This is a genomic window from Arthrobacter sp. 2RAF6, assembly GCF_052115205.1.
GTDB lineage: Bacteria > Actinomycetota > Actinomycetes > Actinomycetales > Micrococcaceae > Arthrobacter.
Map to the genome: position 1 here is coordinate 1 of NZ_JBFRGF010000006.1, position 15,541 is coordinate 15,541.

Genomic DNA, 15,541 nt, shown 5'->3' on the forward strand with positions numbered 1-15,541 from the left:
GGCGAGGGGCGCGGGCGGGGTGGGGACGGGGCGGGGTGGACGGGCGGGCGCGGGCGGGCGGGGCAGGCGGGGGCGGGGGGCGCGGGCGGTCGGGGCGGGGCGGGCGGTCACATATAAGGCCAAATACCGGCACGCTCGCTCAGATCATCTGAGCGAGCGTCGGCAGAAAACACCCCAAAGGTGAGCGAGCGTCTGGAGTGGGCACGACGAAAGGGCGGAACGACAGCCCAACGGGACTGCCGCCGTCGGGCGCTAACGAACCGTTCCGGGCGGGCTGAGGCCGGCACGCTCGCTCACATATAAGGCCAAATGCCAGGACGCTCGCTCACATCATGTGAGCGAGCGTCGGCAGAAAACACCCCAAAGGTGAGCGAGCGTCTGAGGGGGACGACGCAAAGGCAGGACGACGGCGCGACGGGACTGCCGCCGTCGGGCACTAACGAACCGTTCCGGGGCCGGGTGGGGCCGGCACGCTCGCTCACATATACGGCCAAATGCCAGGACGCTCGCTCACATCATGTGAGCGAGCGTCGGCGGAAAACACCTCAAAGGTGAGCGAGCGTCTGAGGGGGGAACGACGCAAAGGCAGGACGACGGCGCGACGGGACTGCCGCCGTCGGGCACTAACGGACCAGCGAGGCCGGTTCCCGGACCGGGTAACGTTCCCGCCGTGCAGGTAGCCCGCCGCGTAAAGTAGAGTACCCGCTACTCGTGACCGGCCCTAGAGCCAGCGGCTTCAATGGAACTCAGTTGGTCTCAAACGCAGTTCCTGGTCTCTGGGGGTTATTCGTATGTGTGTTTCCTGCAGTCTTGTGGTGTCCTTTTCGCCTTCCGCAGCGACGGAGGCAGTCCGTTGAGCGCCGGGATGGAATCCGCTGCCATGTTCGCGGGTTCGTTGCCCGGGCTGATCCTGATGGACCTGGGCCAGGCAATGGTGGTGGTATGCATGTGTTTCGACATGGTCCGTGCCATGTCCGTGCCACGATCCCATCGGCGCTACGTCGCCAGCACCATCTTCAGGACCCTGGCGGTGCCCTCGATTCTCGTAATGGGCATCAGCGTGCTTGCCAAGGCAATCCAATGGTCGTGGATGGACGTGGCCATGGGCGTTTTCGTGATGGTGATGATCATCTTCCGCTGGCACCACGACAAGGACGAGGACAACTGGTGGAAGGGCAAAGGCAAGAAACTGGCCCGCTGGGCGCGGAAGCAACTGGCACCGCGACCTGCCTTCGCCCCGGCGTCGGCCTCGGCCTAAGCGGCCGGCCCTCCTCCGACGCTCGCTCACTTTTAGGGAGTTTTCTTCGGACGCTCGCTCACTTATATGTGAGCGAGCGTTCCAGTCGAGGTGCCGCCTTAGTACGGGAGCGGCCTAATACAGCGCCGGCGCGTCTGTCCGCGAAGGCTCCTGGGGCGGACCAGCCGGCAGTGCCACCGTGAAGGTGCTTCCACCGCCGGGCTCGCTGCTGCAGGAGATGCTGCCCCCATGGCGTTCCACGATGGACTTGGTAATGGACAATCCGAGGCCCACGCCTGGAATCCGGGCCTGACGGGCAGCGTTTGTCCGGAAGAACCGGGTGAAGATCCTGGTCGACTCGTCCGTGGTCATGCCCATTCCTGTGTCCCGCACTTCAAGCTGGACCCAGCCGTCGTTCCGCTCCGCCCTTATCGTCACCAGTCCGCCGCCCGGCGAATACTTGATGGCATTGGAAACCAGATTGTCCAGGGCCTGTCCCAGTCGCAAGGGGTCGGCGTTTGCCCATAGTGGTGCCGGCACCTCAGCGACAAGGCCCACGTGGGCAGCGTCGGCCTGCGCCCGTGCAGAAACCAAGCTGTTTTCCACCAGCCCAGCCAAATCGGTGCGCCGCGGATGCACGCTCTCGACGGCGACGGCTGACATAAGGAGGTCTTCAACCAAGGCGCGGAGCCGCTCGGCATTGCGCTCCGCGACTTCCAAGCCACGCCTTGTATCCGGCCGGAGCTCTTCCGCGCCGCGGAGTACAAGATCGATGTTGCCCAAGATCGATGTCAGTGGCGAACCGAATTCGTGCGAAACGTTGGCAACGAGTTCGTCCTTGGCCGCAAGGGCATCGACAACATCCGTCACATCTTTGAAAACTATGACCGCTCCGCCGAACCCGTCATCAATGTCGTTCTTCATACCCCGCGCAGCAGTGGAGATGGCCCGCTGTTCGGTACCGGCGCCGAACCAAAGGAGATAGTCGGAAAATGTTTCCCCTTGAACGGCCCTCCGGACAGGGCCCTTTTCGAGCGGAACCGGCGTCCGCCGGTCCTGGCCGAAAACCAGCGGAACTTGTTCCGCGGGTCCCCGGGAGCCTTCCGCCGGTATGGCCATCTGCAGGAATGCCTTTTGTTGGTTGTTGATCAGGAGGGTTTCGCCGTTTGAATCGACGGCGACAATTCCGACGTCGATCGTGTCCAGGATTGTCTTGAGCAGCGTTTCCCGTTCCCTGCTGGCGGCCAACAATTGCCGCAGGGCCTGATCCCTCTGGCTTACCCGTCGTTGCTGGAGACGGGCATTTGAGCCAGCCAAACGAATGGAGACTGCCATTGCGAACATCATGAGGGGCAAAAGAAGCACTGAAGAAATGTCCGATGACGTGGGACGGGGCAAGTGCGAAACGACCGGCGGAAACGCGATGAGGAAAGGACCCACAAAGCTGAGGACCAGGCTTGTCTTGGAAAGCATGCCTGAGGCAGACAGCCAGATCACGGGAAAGATAGCCAATGTGATGAGACCTGGAATCGCGCTGAAAGCGCCGTTACGCGTGAACCAGAGGGCAACAAAATCCAAAATAGGGATCGCCAGGCCTGCGCTTGGCGACAATCGCTCCCACGGGACCAACAGGCAGCCCAGGAACAGGACGCCATGGAGGAGGACTCCCGTGACGAACAACCAATTTTGGATTAACCCTGGCCAAAGAGTAGGTGCCGCGATGGCCAGGCCCGCGATGATGAGCGTTAGTGGCAATTCACAGACAGCCAGCCGGGCGCGAGGCGTGAGCTTCCTGAAGAAACGGGCGGCCGCGCGGAAAAATGGCTGCTCACTCAAGTCGAGACCCTTCGTTGGAGATTCGCGAACCAATTACTGCTCCACGCGATTCCCGAAGGAAGCACCCGGAGTCCACTATTCCCCCCAAGGAACCACAATACGACGATCCGAACGATCAAACTGGAAGTTCGGAGCGCTTAATCCACATATTAGATGCCAGATGGCTTCAATGCTTGTATCGTGAGTATTTGGGTGGCATTTACCGCATTGCGCTGGGCTGTGCGGCGATGTGCACCCTCAAGGATGTCCAATGAGCGAGCCTGGGGTAGCTGTAGTCATTGAGGATGACGAAGATGTACGAAATCTGGTTGACGCCATCCTCAAAGAAGCTGGATTTGTGGTGCACTCTGCCGCCACAGGACGCGAAGGCGTCGAAGTTGTAAGGGATCATCACGCCTCCGTGGTGACGCTCGACGTCGGGCTTCCGGATATGGACGGCCATGAGGTCCTGCGGCGAATTCGGCAATTCAGCGACGCATATGTCGTGATGCTGACGGCCAGGCGCGACGAGCCGGACACATTGACGGCTTTTCTCACGGGCGCAGACGACTACGTCAAGAAGCCGTTCTTGCCTCGCGAATTGAGGGCCCGGGTCACCGCCATGATGCGGCGACCTCGCGCGGAAGGCAGACTTGCGTTGCCGGAGGAGGATCGCGGGGGTGGTTGGGGCGGTTACGACGCCGGTTCAGCCGGGGCCGACGGCGGGTCGGCCGGGGCCGACGGCGGTTCGGCCGGGGCCGGTTCGCCCGGGGCCGAGCAAGCGGTGATCAAGCACAATGGCTTGGCCCTGAACTACAAATCACGCATGGTGACGCTTCAAGGTTCGGCCCTGACATTGACGAGAAGCGAGTTCGATCTGCTCTACGACTTGCTTCGGGCCAAAGGGGACGTGCGGACGCGCGCAGACCTTGTCAGGGCAGCGCGCGGTGACTACTACGACGACGATGCGTACATCAGCGACGCCGACGAGCGGGCTGTTGAGACCCACATCGGGAACCTCCGCCGTAAGCTCCACGAAGATCCACAATCGCCGCGCTTTCTACAGACTGTCCGAGGGGTCGGGTATCGGCTCACGCCCAAAAGATCGGATTAATCATTCCGGAGGACGTAGCTGTCCTTTAGTTCCTGGACCGTCAGGTGCCCGCATTCCGCAACTTCCTTGAGGAGGGGCCGGGCCTCACGCAATTCACTTTTTCGAATGCGTTCCTCCAGTCGCGCAGCAAGTACCGCGAGGCGAACACCACCAACCATGGCGGATGAGGTTCGGAGGCTGAGGACCGCGTTCAGGGCCGCGGCCACGTCACCGCGCTCGACGGCGGTCGCCAGGATTTCGTATCGCTTCGCCCAGAGTTTCGCGAAGTCGCCTGCAAACGTGCGCGCGATCAGCGGATTGTCCACTTGATCTTCCAGGAGTTGGAATTCCGCGAGGTCCAGTATGGGATGTTCGGCAAGCGGCGCGATGGGCAGCGCGCTCGAGTCGTCAACTGAGCCCGGATGGCTCGGACCTGAATCCTCGTTGACCTCGCTGGAACCTGAACTGAACATAGCCCAATGCTACTTTCTGAATTCCGAAAAAACTGAACTTAGGCTTATCTTAAGGAAATCTTAGGCCTTTCTTGATTTGACCCTTTTTCATCGCATTCGCCCCAATTCAGACAATGTGATATTGGGCTCAGCCGCCACTGAACGTGGTTATGGTGTTGATGACAGCCGGACCGAGGATCGCAATGAACAGCACGGGGAAGATGAAGAACAGAAGAGGGAAGAGAATCATCACCGGGAGCTTCATCGCCTTCTCCTCGGCCCGCTGGCGGCGCTTCACCCGCATCACCTTCGCCTGGACCCTCAAGACCCGGCTGATGGCAATGCCGTAGGTGTCCGCCTGAATTACGGCCTGCACGAAGCTTCGGAGCTCAGGGACGTTAGTGCGTTCGGCCAGTGCCAAATAGGACTCGCGGCGGCTCCGTCCAACCTGCATGTCCTGCAGCGTCCGCACCAACTCCTCAGCAAGCGGTCCCTTTCCATTTTCTCCGGCGCGGGCCATGGCACCTTCAAAACCGAGGCCCGCCTCGACCGATATCAGCATTTGGTCCATGGTATTTGCGAGTTCCAATTGCATGGCTTTTTGACGCTCCTGTCCTTTGCTGTACAACATTAGATCCGGAATGAAGTAGCCAAGTAACACAACAAAAATCCCCACGAGCTTGATGATCCCGCTCGAGCTATTGGCACTGATGAATAGACCCAAAAGCGCTCCGCACAATCCGAGGAAAGGCTTAGCTGCGAGGACACGTCCCAAAGGGAGCGACGGCGGACGGCCGGCCAGTGAGAGCAGCCGATCCAACTTCTGGACGTAGCTTCCAGGGGTCAGGCGGTAGCCGATGAACTCAAGTGCGCCGCCACGACTTTGTGGATCGGCCTCGGTAATGTTTTCACCCCTCGTCAAAAGCTCCCGGACGGCGCGCTGGGCTTTGCGGTCAACCGACAGGAATGACCAAGCGATGTAGGCAACTGGCAGGGACACCAGCAGCAAGGACAACAGTAGAGAGGGATTCACGCGTCACCTCAAAATTTCAAGTCGATGATCTTGCGCATCCAGAGACCGCCGATGGTCATGAGGATGGCTGAACCCGCTATCATTCCCCAACCGAGTGGATGGGTGAACATCACGTCCATGTAGCCGGGATTGACAACCATGAGCATGGTCACGATGCCGAAGGGAAGTGCCATCAGGATGTATCCCGAGAACTTTCCCTCCGCGGCCAAGGATTTGATATGTCCTTTGATCTCGCTGCGTTCGCGTATGGTCTCGTTGACCTGGTCCAAGACCTCCGCCAGGTTTCCGCCCACCTCGCGGTTGATTTGGATGGCTTGCGCTATCCACACAAAGTCCTCGCTCCGCATTCGCTCCGCCGCATCATTGAGCGAGGCCTGGAGATCGCGGCCAAGACTCGTCTCTGTGATGATCCGGCGCATTTCCTCGGCCGTGGGGCTGGCCGATTCATTGGCCGCAGCGTCGATGGCACGAAGGATGCTGTGCCCGGCCCGCAAGCCACCGGACAGTAGTTGGAGGGTATCACCGAGCTGAGAGTCGAATTTCGCGCGCCTTTTGCCGCCCAGGGAACTGAGGACGAGCCGTGCTACGAGGGGTGCCGGGATAAAGAACAGGAATGCCACCAACGGGCCCCCGATGACGAGCCCGATCAAGGCACCCACGAGTGCGCCGGCAATCACGAGAATGAAGAATTCCGCCTGGCTCATTTTCAGTCCGGCGTTTTCCAGTTCTTCACGATTGAAGAGCCGGACGTTGCGGCTGGTTAGGAAACCATGAAGTCCCTCGGCGGTGGAACCCGCAATGCGCGTCAGCTGGGATCCTGAACCTACTTGGAAGGGCCGCCTCCTATCGAACGGAACTTCCGGGGTTTTCGGCAAGATCACGGCCACCCCGAAAAACAGGATGGCTGAGAGCATTAAGGCCATTCCGGTGATGAGCATCATGTCTCGTTCATGTCCTTTCTGCTGTTGCCAACGGAGCGGCAAATACCCCGGGAGAAACGCGAATACCCAGGTCATCGAAGCGGTCGATGAACCGCGGACGGATACCCGTTGGGACGGGCCTTCCAAGAAACATCCCGTGGGCATCGACACCTGCCGAGTAGTCGAAAACAAAAGCGTCCTGCAGGGTGACGATGTCGCCTTCCATCCCTTGAACCTCGGTAACATGCGTGATTCGGCGCGTTCCGTCCCGCAGCCGGGAGATTTGGATGATGAGATTCACGGCGGACGCGATTTGCTCGCGGATTGCTCGCAATGGCAGGTCCATGCCCGCCATGAGCACCAGTGTTTCAAGGCGTGCCACGGCGTCGCGAGGGGAATTTGAGTGCACCGTCGAGAGGGAACCGTCGTGACCCGTGTTCATCGCCTGCAGCATATCGAGGGATTCTCCGCCGCGGACCTCGCCGACGACAATCCTGTCCGGCCGCATCCGAAGTGAGTTCCTGAGCAACTCCCTGATGGTCACTTCCCCCTTACCCTCCGTGTTCGGCGGCCTGCTCTCAAGCCTGACCACATGTTGCTGCTGGATCTGCAGTTCTACGGCATCCTCAATGGTGACGATGCGGTTGTCCTCCGGGATGAAGGAAGAAAGAACGTTCAACAACGTTGTCTTGCCTGTTCCCGTACCTCCGGAAACAATGATGTTCAGTTTCGCTTTGACGCAAGCGTTGAGTAGTTCGGCCATCTCGGGCGTGAGGGTGCCGAAATCGATCAGATTCCTGATGGTCAAAGGTATTTTGCTGAATTTCCGGATGGTCAGCGACGAGCCGCCCACCGCGAGGGGAGGGATCACGGCGTTAACGCGCGAGCCGTCCTCAAGTCGCGCATCGACGAGCGGGGATGACTCGTCGATCCTGCGCCCCACCTTCGAAACGATGCGTTCAATGACCCTCCGGAGATGGTCCTCGGAGCTGAATCCGGAGTCCGTGAGGGTCAGCTTGCCTTTTCGCTCGACGTAGATCTGGTCCATCCTGTTGACCATGATTTCGGTGACCTCTGGGTCGTCCAGCAATCGTTGGAGCGGCCCATACCCAAGGACGTCATCTGCCACGTCGGCCACGAGCCTGCTGCGCTCGTCCGCGGACAGCGGGACCTGCTCGGCGTCGATGATCCGGATGAGTTCTTCCCGAGCAGTTGACCGCAACTCCTGTTCGCTGACGCTCGAGTCGTTGAACCTTGCCCCGAGTCGCTCGAAAAGCGCAGTGGCGGCGCGCTGCTTGAGGGCAGCGAAGGCGTCTACCGGTTGCTGGGCCCTGAGCTTCGGCGAGTCAGGTACGTCGGACAGCTTGACTGAAGTGTGGGGTTTTGCGGTAACGCTAGGCTTCCCGGCGGGATTTGGCCTGACTTGCTGAGTGGACTCAGCGAATGTCGGTTTCGGCGTAGACAGCATGCTCGGGCCAAGTTTTCCCCCCGGGCCGAGGGACAATCCGGCCGTGTCCTCGGCAGCATGCAGGCGTTCAGACAGCTTCATCTAGACCACTACCCTTCTGTGCAGTTTGCGCTGCGCCGTGGCACGCCACGTGGGATTGAAGCGCTCTACCAGTTGCTTGAGTCCTTTGACGGCCGGATCCTTCACCGAGTCCTGGAGCACGGGAATCCCGCGGTTGGTGGAAAACGCCACGGCTTTTGATCGAGGGATACTCACGTCAACCGGAGCACCGACGGTCGATTCGACGTCCTGCACCGAGAGACCGGACTTGGAATCAGCCATGTTGAGCACCACGTGCCGGGTTTCCGGCAAGAGGTTCAGCCTGCGGAGAATGTCCAGGCCGGAACGGAGGCCTCGGACGCTTGGAACGTCCATGCCAGTCACCCAGACGGCGTCCGAGCATTGTTCGAGGGCAGCGAGCCCGATTTCGGGCAGTCCGGGTGCTGTGTCCACCACCACGTACTGGAACTCTTGGGCCAGCTGTTCGAGGAGCCTGCCCACCTGTTCCGGAGAGATCTCATCTGCTTCGACGGGATCCTTGGGCGCGCACAAGGCATAGATGCTCGCCGGGTGGACAGTGAGAAAGGCTTTGAGCACCAGGGAATCCTGGCTGGCTGAAGGAGAAACGGCGTCGGTGACAGTGTGCGCCGGATTGAGGTAAAGCCCGGAGGCGACGTCACCGAATTGCAGGTCCAGATCCACGATCACCACGCTCATTGGCGCAATTTTGCCCAGCCCCACTGCGATGTTGGTTGCAATGGTGGTCTTGCCCACGCCGCCTTTGGGGGAAAAGACGCCGATCACCAGGCCCTTCGGGGAGCCCGGTTGCTTGGGTTCCCCGGTGCGCTGCCGGCTGGCGAAAGACTGGCAAGCGCGCTCAAGCATGACCCTTATCTGAGCCAGGTCCGCAGCCGGGCTCATGATGTCACGAATGCCGGACCGCATGGCCTGAAGCACGAATTCGGGATCCAGTTCACTGACAAGGATCACGCTCAGCTCCGGCAACTGCACATCGAAAACCCTGGCAAGGCGCAGGGCGTCCTCAACGGGCACGTCGGGTCCCAGAATCAAGACTTCGAGTTGTTCCTGATTGAGCGCGCCGAACAATTCGGCTGGGTCGGCCGGCAAAACGCTCGTGAAGAAGGTCTGCACGCTTCCGGGAAGGCCACCCGCGACAGCTTGGCGCAACCGTTGGTCAAAATCGGTATTTGGCGTTATCAAGACAAAGCGGCTCACTTGTATACCCCGCTCTGCTGCATGACGGTGGGGCCACTGTCTTTGGCATCCAACGGCTCTTTGCTGAGCCAGATCTTTTCGAACTCGGCAGCGAAGACAATCTTGGATGCGTCCACATCGCTCACGGCAACGGTCAGCAAGAGAGAACCGGTGGGAAGTGAGCTGTCCTTTGAGCCGGCCGCACCGGGTGTGGGATTCGGCGTCGCTTGTGCACTCGCTGCTGGCTGGGGGGCGCGCTGGACCATGGTCACAAGGACCTTGTGAATGGCCAATTCAGTGGTTGCCTTGTCCGGCTTCGCCTCGATTCCGCCGCTCGACATGGAGATGAAGATTCCAATGTGGTCGCCAGGAACCAGCAGTCCCCCGACTACCCGCTGGGGCTCCAACTGAAACGAGACCTCCTGAAGCCCTGCGGGCACCTTGACGTCCCCGGGAGACTTGAGTGCATCCGGGGCCACCAAACGTTCGGCCACCAACGTCTCTCCAGGGACAAGGTCGACGGCGGCGACTTTGCCTGCTGAGTCCCCCAGGGTGTGCAACGCTGTCTTGGGGACGGCCGATTCCGGTAGTTGCTGGGTAACGAGGGAATCTTTCATGGCGTCAACAGAGGTGCCGGCCGGGATGGCCGTCTTGACCACCAATACGTCAACAGGGGCCAGGTTCTGGACAGCCCGCTGGTCCGCGCCCTGAGCGTAGGAGAAGACGAGAATCACCCCGACGACGGCCAGCAGTGCCGCTGCCGATCCAGCCAACAAGCGTGACTTCACTTACTACTCCTGTGCTCAAAGAACGAACGAAAACTAATTGGTGAGGCGGACAATGGTGGCCCCAAACGCGTCTACGGGCCCCAGCGAGTAGCCATCCGCCAGCGAAACGTACTTGACGAAACTCCCGATGATTCCGCGACAGTTGCCGTTGCAGGAAACTGCCGAAGGGACATAGGGACTTGTGTTGTGGAAACTGTCCGGGAGGTTGTTGTTGCCGCTGAACGTCCACCCCGTCACTTTGAATGCGGCGAAGGACACCAGATGGTAGACAGCGCCGCTTCCCGTACCTGTGACGGCGTCGAAGACCGGAAGCAGGACGACGACGTCGCGGCCAGCGTTGATGGTGTCGGCCCACTTTTGAAGGGTGGTTGCGCAGTTACCCGGCGCACTGTTACCCGGGGCGCTCCCACCTTCGCTGAGCGCGAGGTTAATCGTGCCACCACACGCACCGGGATCTTGGACAATCCAGCCGTATCCGCCGGCAACCGTGGCACCTGAAGGGCCGTAATTGCAGCTGGGATTGGCGCCCGAGCCGTGATCTTGAAGAAGCTGGAGCGCTCCGCCGATATATCCCTGCACCTGGCAGATGGAATACGCGAGGGGAAACGGAGTCCTGCCGGCGACGGCGCTCCCCCACTGAACGGTCGAGGTGGTTATGACGTCGGCTGTATTGGATCCAAGGACGCGCGCGAAGAAGAGCGAGACGGCGTTCGGCGCACCGCCCGCCTGCTGGGCACCGGCGGTGATGGTGACCTTCCGGTTTGTCAGGTCCAGGCTGACCGACTTGACGTTGTTCAAGCCGTCGATGGCGTTCTTGTTTGCGATACTGGTTGCAATTGGAGACGTCGATGAGCAGTTCGGATCGCTCGTGTTGGCGGCGCACTTTTGTGCTACCGCGAGGGCCGCGGCGTCGGACCCGTTCTGGACCTGCGCCCGTTCCGAGTAGAGCATTCCGACATCCACTGCCATGGCTGCAAAACCGAGCAAGACGACCAACAAGAGAGCGACGAGGACCGCTACCGCTCCGCGCTCGCCGTCGTCCCCGCCCCTTATCCGCTGCATACCATAACTCCTACGCCTTGCATCGCGAACGGACCCGCAATTCCCGTGAGGGTGCTGAGGGTGTAGTTGATGGTCACGGACATTTGGGCGCCCGAGGTGCAACTGGTGGGAGTGAAGACAAAATTCACGTCCTGTAGTTTTGGATTCAGCGAGGCGCCGGCGTTCTTGGCCGCTGTCTTTGCGGCCGTTTGATCATTCGAGATTGCCATAACCCGAACCGCTTCGCGGGCTGAGTTCGATAGCGACACCTGCGCGTTATAAGCCCTGCCGAATTCCATGATGCCCAGGAGCAGCATGATCAAGACGGGTGCCAGGATGGCGAACTCGACCGCCGCGGCACCGCGCTCTGATGCCCTGGCCATGAGAGTCTGCCTTTCGTCCTGTGGAGTCACGTGCGGGTGAAACAAGAAATGAGCCTCTAGAAGGAAGGGAAATCGGTGGGTGGGACTTGAGCCCCACCCACCGAACTGGCTCCTGTGGTGACGGCTACTTCGAGCAACTGCCGGGGACTGCCGGCGTCGAGCCGGACGCTGCGACCGTGCCGGTCCAAGCGCCGCCCTTGACGCTGCAAGCCGTGCTATTGAAAGTCTCGACGAGATTGCCGCCGAGCAGTGACACAGCCACGATGATGACAACAGCGATGAGGGCAACCATGATGCCGTACTCGACGGCAGTGGCACCGGTTTCGTCACGCTGCGCGCGGATTGCGGACTTTAAGACCTTGGAAAGCATTGAAGCTCCTTGCTGAGGTAAGAACGGGTGATCCTGCATGAGCAGAGGATGTCAGTTGATCCGGTATCGCTCACTTGGACTTACTTCGAGCAGCTGCCGGGGACTGCCGCCGTCGAGCCGGAGGCTGCGACCGTGCCGGTCCACACGCCGCCCTTGACGCTGCAGGCGGTGCTGTTGAAGGTTTCCTTCAGGGTTCCACCCAGCAGGGTGACAGCGACGATGATGACAACAGCAATGAGGGCAACCATGATGCCGTATTCGACGGCGGTTGCGCCCTTTTCGTCACGACGGATGCGAGACGCGGTGTTTGAGACCAGAGAAAACATGTGAAACTCCTGAGCGAGTTGGGGAATGTGGGCTGGTCCAGCACCAGCTCACAAGAAACTTAGCAACGCCCAATACCCCGTGGAGCAGTCCTTGGGACAACCTGTGTCAAGACTCGCGATCCTGCGCATTTCTTGGGTTAAACCTAGGGAAACCCAGCGATCTTGGGCTTCCCTGCCGAGGCCGACCAAAGGCGGGAAAACAACGCAACCGGACTGCCGCCGTCGTGCACCAACCGATCGGCCCGCGCACATCCAAGCAACGCTCGCTCACATATATGGCCCTTTGCCGGGACGCTCGCTCATATCAAGTGAGCGAGCGTCCGGCGAAAACACCACATAGGTGAGCGAGCGTCTGACGGGGCACCCCCCAAAAGGTCAGAAACAGCGCACGGGACTGCCGCCGTCGTGCCCCGCCGAAACCCCCACGTAAGTGAGCGGGCGTCCGCCGGAAACACCACATAAGTGAGCGAGCGTCGCAGGGGGCTAGGCGGGTGGGTGCTCGACGGTCACGGTGCCGGCGTCGCCGTCGACGGTGATTTGTTGGCCGCTCGTGAGCCGCTGGGTGGCGACTCCGGTGCCGAGCACAGCGGGGATGCCGTACTCCCGGGCCACGATCGAACTGTGGCTCAACGGGCCGCCGACGTCGGTGACCACGGCGGAGGCCATGGCAAACAGCGAGGTCCACGCGGGAGTGGTGATACGGGCAACCAGGACCTCACCGGGCGCCATCTGCCCGAAATCCTGCGGCCCACCGAGGACGCGCGCAGGGGCACTGACCCGGCCCGCACTGGCGCCGACCCCTTTGATGACGTCGCCCGGCTGGTCCTGGGAGCGTGCCGGCATCATAGATTCGAAAGCGCGCTTCATCCAACGGGTCTCCGGCAGCAGTTGCGGGGCGGCCGCTTTCGCCTGGCCCCGCCAAAGCATCTTGCGCTCTTCGACGACGTCGGCGCGGACGGGGCGCGCCGCCCCCGTAATTGCCACCGCCACCGGTGCGAGCGGTTCCGCCGTGCCCGGCGGTTGCGGTGCGGCGAGGCCGAACTCGACGGCGCTCTGCAGCTCCTGCTGGCGCAGCCAGAACACGTCGGCGGGACCGGCGATGACGCCGGAGTAGACCAGCCGTTGTCCAAGCTCGAGGAGCATCCGCCGGATCAGCGGCCAGGCGAGCCCGACGTCGGCCAGGGCATCTTCGCGGAGCGGTGCGGACTTCTGCGCCCACCGGAGCAGACGGATGAACGGCGCCCTACGACTCCGCCCGAGCCGGGTCCGTCCGAGCCGGGCGAGCATCCGCTCGGTTTGGTCCTCCCGCCGGGCGGCCGAGAGCCGCTGGCGCTCATGCGGGTCGTTGCCTTGTCCACGCAAGTAGAACTTCACTGTATCCAACAGCGGCGAAGGATCGTCCGCCGGTACCGGGCTGGCGAAGTCCAGGTTGTAGACCGCATGGCCGAAGCGATCGAGGTGGGCCTGGAAACGTGGATGCCATTGCTGCCAAAGTGCCGGTTCCATGCCGGCGGGCGGGAGCCAGCTGCGCTGTGACTCGGCCAGTGCCGCCGTCGGTTGATTGAGGATCGCCGGGGCCAGTCCCTCAACTTCCCGGGCCCATGCCGCGAGGTCGTACAACGATTTCTCCGCGCGGATGGGTTCGCTGTCGTAGCCGAGGAGGAATGTCTCGGCAGGGGGATCTCCCGCGCGCCGGATGAGTTTGTCGTAATATGCCCGGAAGGCGATTTCGCTCGTGGCAGCGATCGGGATGACTGACTCCACGGCCGTGTAGTACACAGTTCCTGCGTCCAATAACGTCCGGACGCCCTCAAGCAGCTCCTCTCCCGAAAGCTCCCCCATGGACTTTGCCGACCACCCCTTGAGCACCTGCTTGTAGCGGGGATGGGAGAATTCCCGCCAGCCATCCATGCCCATGTGCGCCTTGCCGCGAGCCAAGGCGACCATGGCCGCCGGCGACTTGCCCATCACCCGCCACATTGCCGAAGTGCGGTAGTAGTAGTAGGCGTACCCGTTGATGGTGGGCAGTCCGACGTCGCCGTCCCTGACGACGTCACTCCCGACGGCCTCGTTCATCAGGGCCTTGAGCGAACGGGTGACCGAGCCGTCAATGAGGTCGGCGAACAGCGGCGAGAGCGGGTCCGGCAGTTGTTCCACTATGCTCGCCCGGAAGTAGAGCCCCTTCGGGTAGGGCAACGGCCAGGTGTCCGGGGTGTCAGCTACGGGTTCAGGCAGTGCCGTGACGGGCCGGGATTGCAGGATGAAGAAATTGCCGTCGGCCCGTGCCCATTCGATGTCCTGCGGAGTTCCGAAGTAGTCCGAAATCCGTGTTCCGTGGCGGGCCAGCGCGGCGGCAGCTCCGTCGTCGAGCACGGCCTGCTTCCGAAGCGCCGCAGGGACCGGCCGCTCCGTCGTCCCTCCGCGGTCGGCAGCGCCGTCCGCAGCGCGATCGGGAGTTTCGCGGTCGGCAGCGCCGTCGGCAGCGCCGTCCGCAGCGCCGTCCGGAGTTTCGCCGTCCGCAGCGTGGTCCGCGTAGACAGTCATGATTTCCTTGTCGGCCGTCCGGCGCGAGAGCACGCGGCCGGTTCCCGCCTCGACAACAACGTCATCCGTGGTGACGGTTCCACTGACCACGGACTCCCCCAGACCCCAAGCGGCACTGATCACGATCTGGTCGCGGCGACCGTTGGCGGGGTTGGCGGTGAACATGACCCCGGCCGCCTCGGCCTCGACCATCCGCTGGACCACGACCGCGAGGCGAACATCTCCCGGCGCGATGCCTTCACGGGCCCGGTAGGCCATGGCTCGCGCCGTCCACAAGGAAGACCAGCAATCAATGACTGCCGCGTCCAGGGCTTCCGCCCCGCGGACGTTGAGGTAGGTCTCCTGTTGCCCGGCGAAGCTGGCCGAGGCGAGGTCTTCGGCCGTGGCGGACGAGCGCACCGCTACGGGCGCGCCGTCGTCGTCGTCGCGGTCATCCCCGTCGTCGGCCCCGCCGTCGGCCCCGTCGTCGGCCCCGAGGCGTTCATAAGCGGCGGCGAGCTCGTAGGCGATGGCCGCGGGCATGGTGCCGCCCGTGAAAAGGGCCCGGATTGCGGCGGAGGCCTCCTCGTAATCCTGCGGCGCCGCCTCCGACGGGAGCGTCGCCAGTTCCTGGATGCGCGCCTGAATTCCATTGGCATCCACGAAAGCCCCATACGCCCCGGTGGTCAGCACGAACCCCGGAGGGACCGGCAACCCGGCGCGAACCAGGTTGCCCAGCCCGACGCCTTTGCCGCCGGCCACGGCGACGTCGCCTGCTTGCACATCGGCGAAGTTGTAGATGTAGGTCATGACCGTCGCTCCTTGTCGCGGAGACGCC

At 62.0% G+C, this 15,541-nt stretch carries 14 protein-coding genes; 2 read left to right on the forward strand and 12 right to left on the reverse strand.

Annotated features, from left to right (window positions below):
* Positions 1-865 precede the first annotated feature (865 nt).
* Complete coding sequence (locus AB4Z38_RS06355; RefSeq protein WP_441428930.1) at positions 866-1,258, forward strand: hypothetical protein; 393 nt, start codon at positions 866-868, stop codon at positions 1,256-1,258.
* A gap of 114 nt (positions 1,259-1,372) precedes the next feature.
* Here AB4Z38_RS06355 and AB4Z38_RS06360 read toward each other — a convergent pair whose 3' ends face one another.
* A complete protein-coding gene (locus tag AB4Z38_RS06360; RefSeq protein WP_441428931.1) occupies positions 1,373-3,073 on the reverse strand; it encodes a sensor histidine kinase in 1,701 nt (566 codons plus the stop codon).
* Positions 3,074-3,323: 250 nt separating this feature from the next.
* On the opposite strand from AB4Z38_RS06360, the gene AB4Z38_RS06365 reads away from it, so the two are divergent.
* A complete protein-coding gene (locus tag AB4Z38_RS06365; protein ID WP_441428932.1) occupies positions 3,324-4,166 on the forward strand; it encodes a response regulator transcription factor in 843 nt (280 codons plus the stop codon).
* Here AB4Z38_RS06365 and AB4Z38_RS06370 read toward each other — a convergent pair.
* The 11 genes from AB4Z38_RS06370 to AB4Z38_RS06420 form a co-directional block, all read right to left on the reverse strand.
* Positions 4,163-4,618, reverse strand: a complete 456-nt coding sequence (locus AB4Z38_RS06370; RefSeq protein WP_441428933.1) for an Hpt domain-containing protein — start codon at positions 4,616-4,618, stop codon at positions 4,163-4,165. The genes AB4Z38_RS06365 and AB4Z38_RS06370 overlap by 4 nt on opposite strands.
* Positions 4,619-4,745: 127 nt before the next feature.
* Positions 4,746-5,630 (reverse strand): type II secretion system F family protein, encoded by an 885-nt coding sequence (locus AB4Z38_RS06375; RefSeq protein WP_441428934.1) that lies wholly within the window; start codon positions 5,628-5,630, stop codon positions 4,746-4,748.
* A gap of 8 nt (positions 5,631-5,638) precedes the next feature.
* Positions 5,639-6,571 carry a type II secretion system F family protein gene (locus AB4Z38_RS06380; protein WP_441428935.1) on the reverse strand — a complete coding sequence of 311 codons (933 nt, stop codon included), beginning with the start codon at positions 6,569-6,571 and terminating at the stop codon, positions 5,639-5,641.
* A 7-nt stretch (positions 6,572-6,578) separates the two neighbouring features.
* Positions 6,579-8,099, reverse strand: a complete 1,521-nt coding sequence (locus AB4Z38_RS06385) for a CpaF family protein (RefSeq protein WP_441428936.1) — start codon at positions 8,097-8,099, stop codon at positions 6,579-6,581.
* Positions 8,100-9,293, reverse strand: coding sequence for an AAA family ATPase (locus tag AB4Z38_RS06390; protein WP_441428937.1), 1,194 nt, complete (start codon positions 9,291-9,293; stop codon positions 8,100-8,102). It lies immediately after the preceding gene.
* On the reverse strand, positions 9,290-10,060 hold the full coding sequence (gene cpaB, locus AB4Z38_RS06395) for a Flp pilus assembly protein CpaB (RefSeq protein ID WP_441428938.1): 771 nt from the start codon (positions 10,058-10,060) through the stop codon (positions 9,290-9,292). Before cpaB ends, AB4Z38_RS06390 begins: the two co-directional genes overlap by 4 nt.
* A gap of 33 nt (positions 10,061-10,093) precedes the next feature.
* Positions 10,094-11,122 (reverse strand): pilus assembly protein TadG-related protein, encoded by a 1,029-nt coding sequence (locus tag AB4Z38_RS06400; RefSeq protein WP_441428939.1) that lies wholly within the window; start codon positions 11,120-11,122, stop codon positions 10,094-10,096.
* Entirely contained in the window at positions 11,110-11,484 is a 375-nt protein-coding gene (locus AB4Z38_RS06405; protein ID WP_441428940.1) for a TadE/TadG family type IV pilus assembly protein, read from the reverse strand. Before AB4Z38_RS06405 ends, AB4Z38_RS06400 begins: the two co-directional genes overlap by 13 nt.
* Positions 11,485-11,608: 124 nt before the next feature.
* Complete coding sequence (locus AB4Z38_RS06410; protein WP_441428941.1) at positions 11,609-11,854, reverse strand: Flp family type IVb pilin; 246 nt, start codon at positions 11,852-11,854, stop codon at positions 11,609-11,611.
* Between the two features lie 80 nt (positions 11,855-11,934).
* Entirely contained in the window at positions 11,935-12,180 is a 246-nt protein-coding gene (locus AB4Z38_RS06415) for a Flp family type IVb pilin (RefSeq protein WP_441428942.1), read from the reverse strand.
* A gap of 483 nt (positions 12,181-12,663) precedes the next feature.
* Entirely contained in the window at positions 12,664-15,513 is a 2,850-nt protein-coding gene (locus AB4Z38_RS06420; protein WP_441428943.1) for a PEP/pyruvate-binding domain-containing protein, read from the reverse strand.
* Positions 15,514-15,541: the final 28 nt, after the last annotated feature.

What these genes read in the sequence shown, in the direction of transcription:
- AB4Z38_RS06355 (WP_441428930.1), top strand. Translation starts at nt 866, where the DNA reads ATGGAATCCGCTGCCATGTTCGCGGGTTCGTTGCCCGGGCTGATCCTG.
- AB4Z38_RS06365 (WP_441428932.1), top strand. Translation starts at nt 3,324, where the DNA reads ATGAGCGAGCCTGGGGTAGCTGTAGTCATTGAGGATGACGAAGATGTA.
- AB4Z38_RS06370 (WP_441428933.1), bottom strand. Translation starts at nt 4,618, where the DNA reads ATGTTCAGTTCAGGTTCCAGCGAGGTCAACGAGGATTCAGGTCCGAGC.
- AB4Z38_RS06380 (WP_441428935.1), bottom strand. Translation starts at nt 6,571, where the DNA reads ATGATGCTCATCACCGGAATGGCCTTAATGCTCTCAGCCATCCTGTTT.
- AB4Z38_RS06385 (WP_441428936.1), bottom strand. Translation starts at nt 8,099, where the DNA reads ATGAAGCTGTCTGAACGCCTGCATGCTGCCGAGGACACGGCCGGATTG.
- AB4Z38_RS06400 (WP_441428939.1), bottom strand. Translation starts at nt 11,122, where the DNA reads ATGCAGCGGATAAGGGGCGGGGACGACGGCGAGCGCGGAGCGGTAGCG.
- AB4Z38_RS06405 (WP_441428940.1), bottom strand. Translation starts at nt 11,484, where the DNA reads ATGGCCAGGGCATCAGAGCGCGGTGCCGCGGCGGTCGAGTTCGCCATC.
- AB4Z38_RS06410 (WP_441428941.1), bottom strand. Translation starts at nt 11,854, where the DNA reads ATGCTTTCCAAGGTCTTAAAGTCCGCAATCCGCGCGCAGCGTGACGAA.
- AB4Z38_RS06415 (WP_441428942.1), bottom strand. Translation starts at nt 12,180, where the DNA reads ATGTTTTCTCTGGTCTCAAACACCGCGTCTCGCATCCGTCGTGACGAA.
- AB4Z38_RS06420 (WP_441428943.1), bottom strand. Translation starts at nt 15,513, where the DNA reads ATGACCTACATCTACAACTTCGCCGATGTGCAAGCAGGCGACGTCGCC.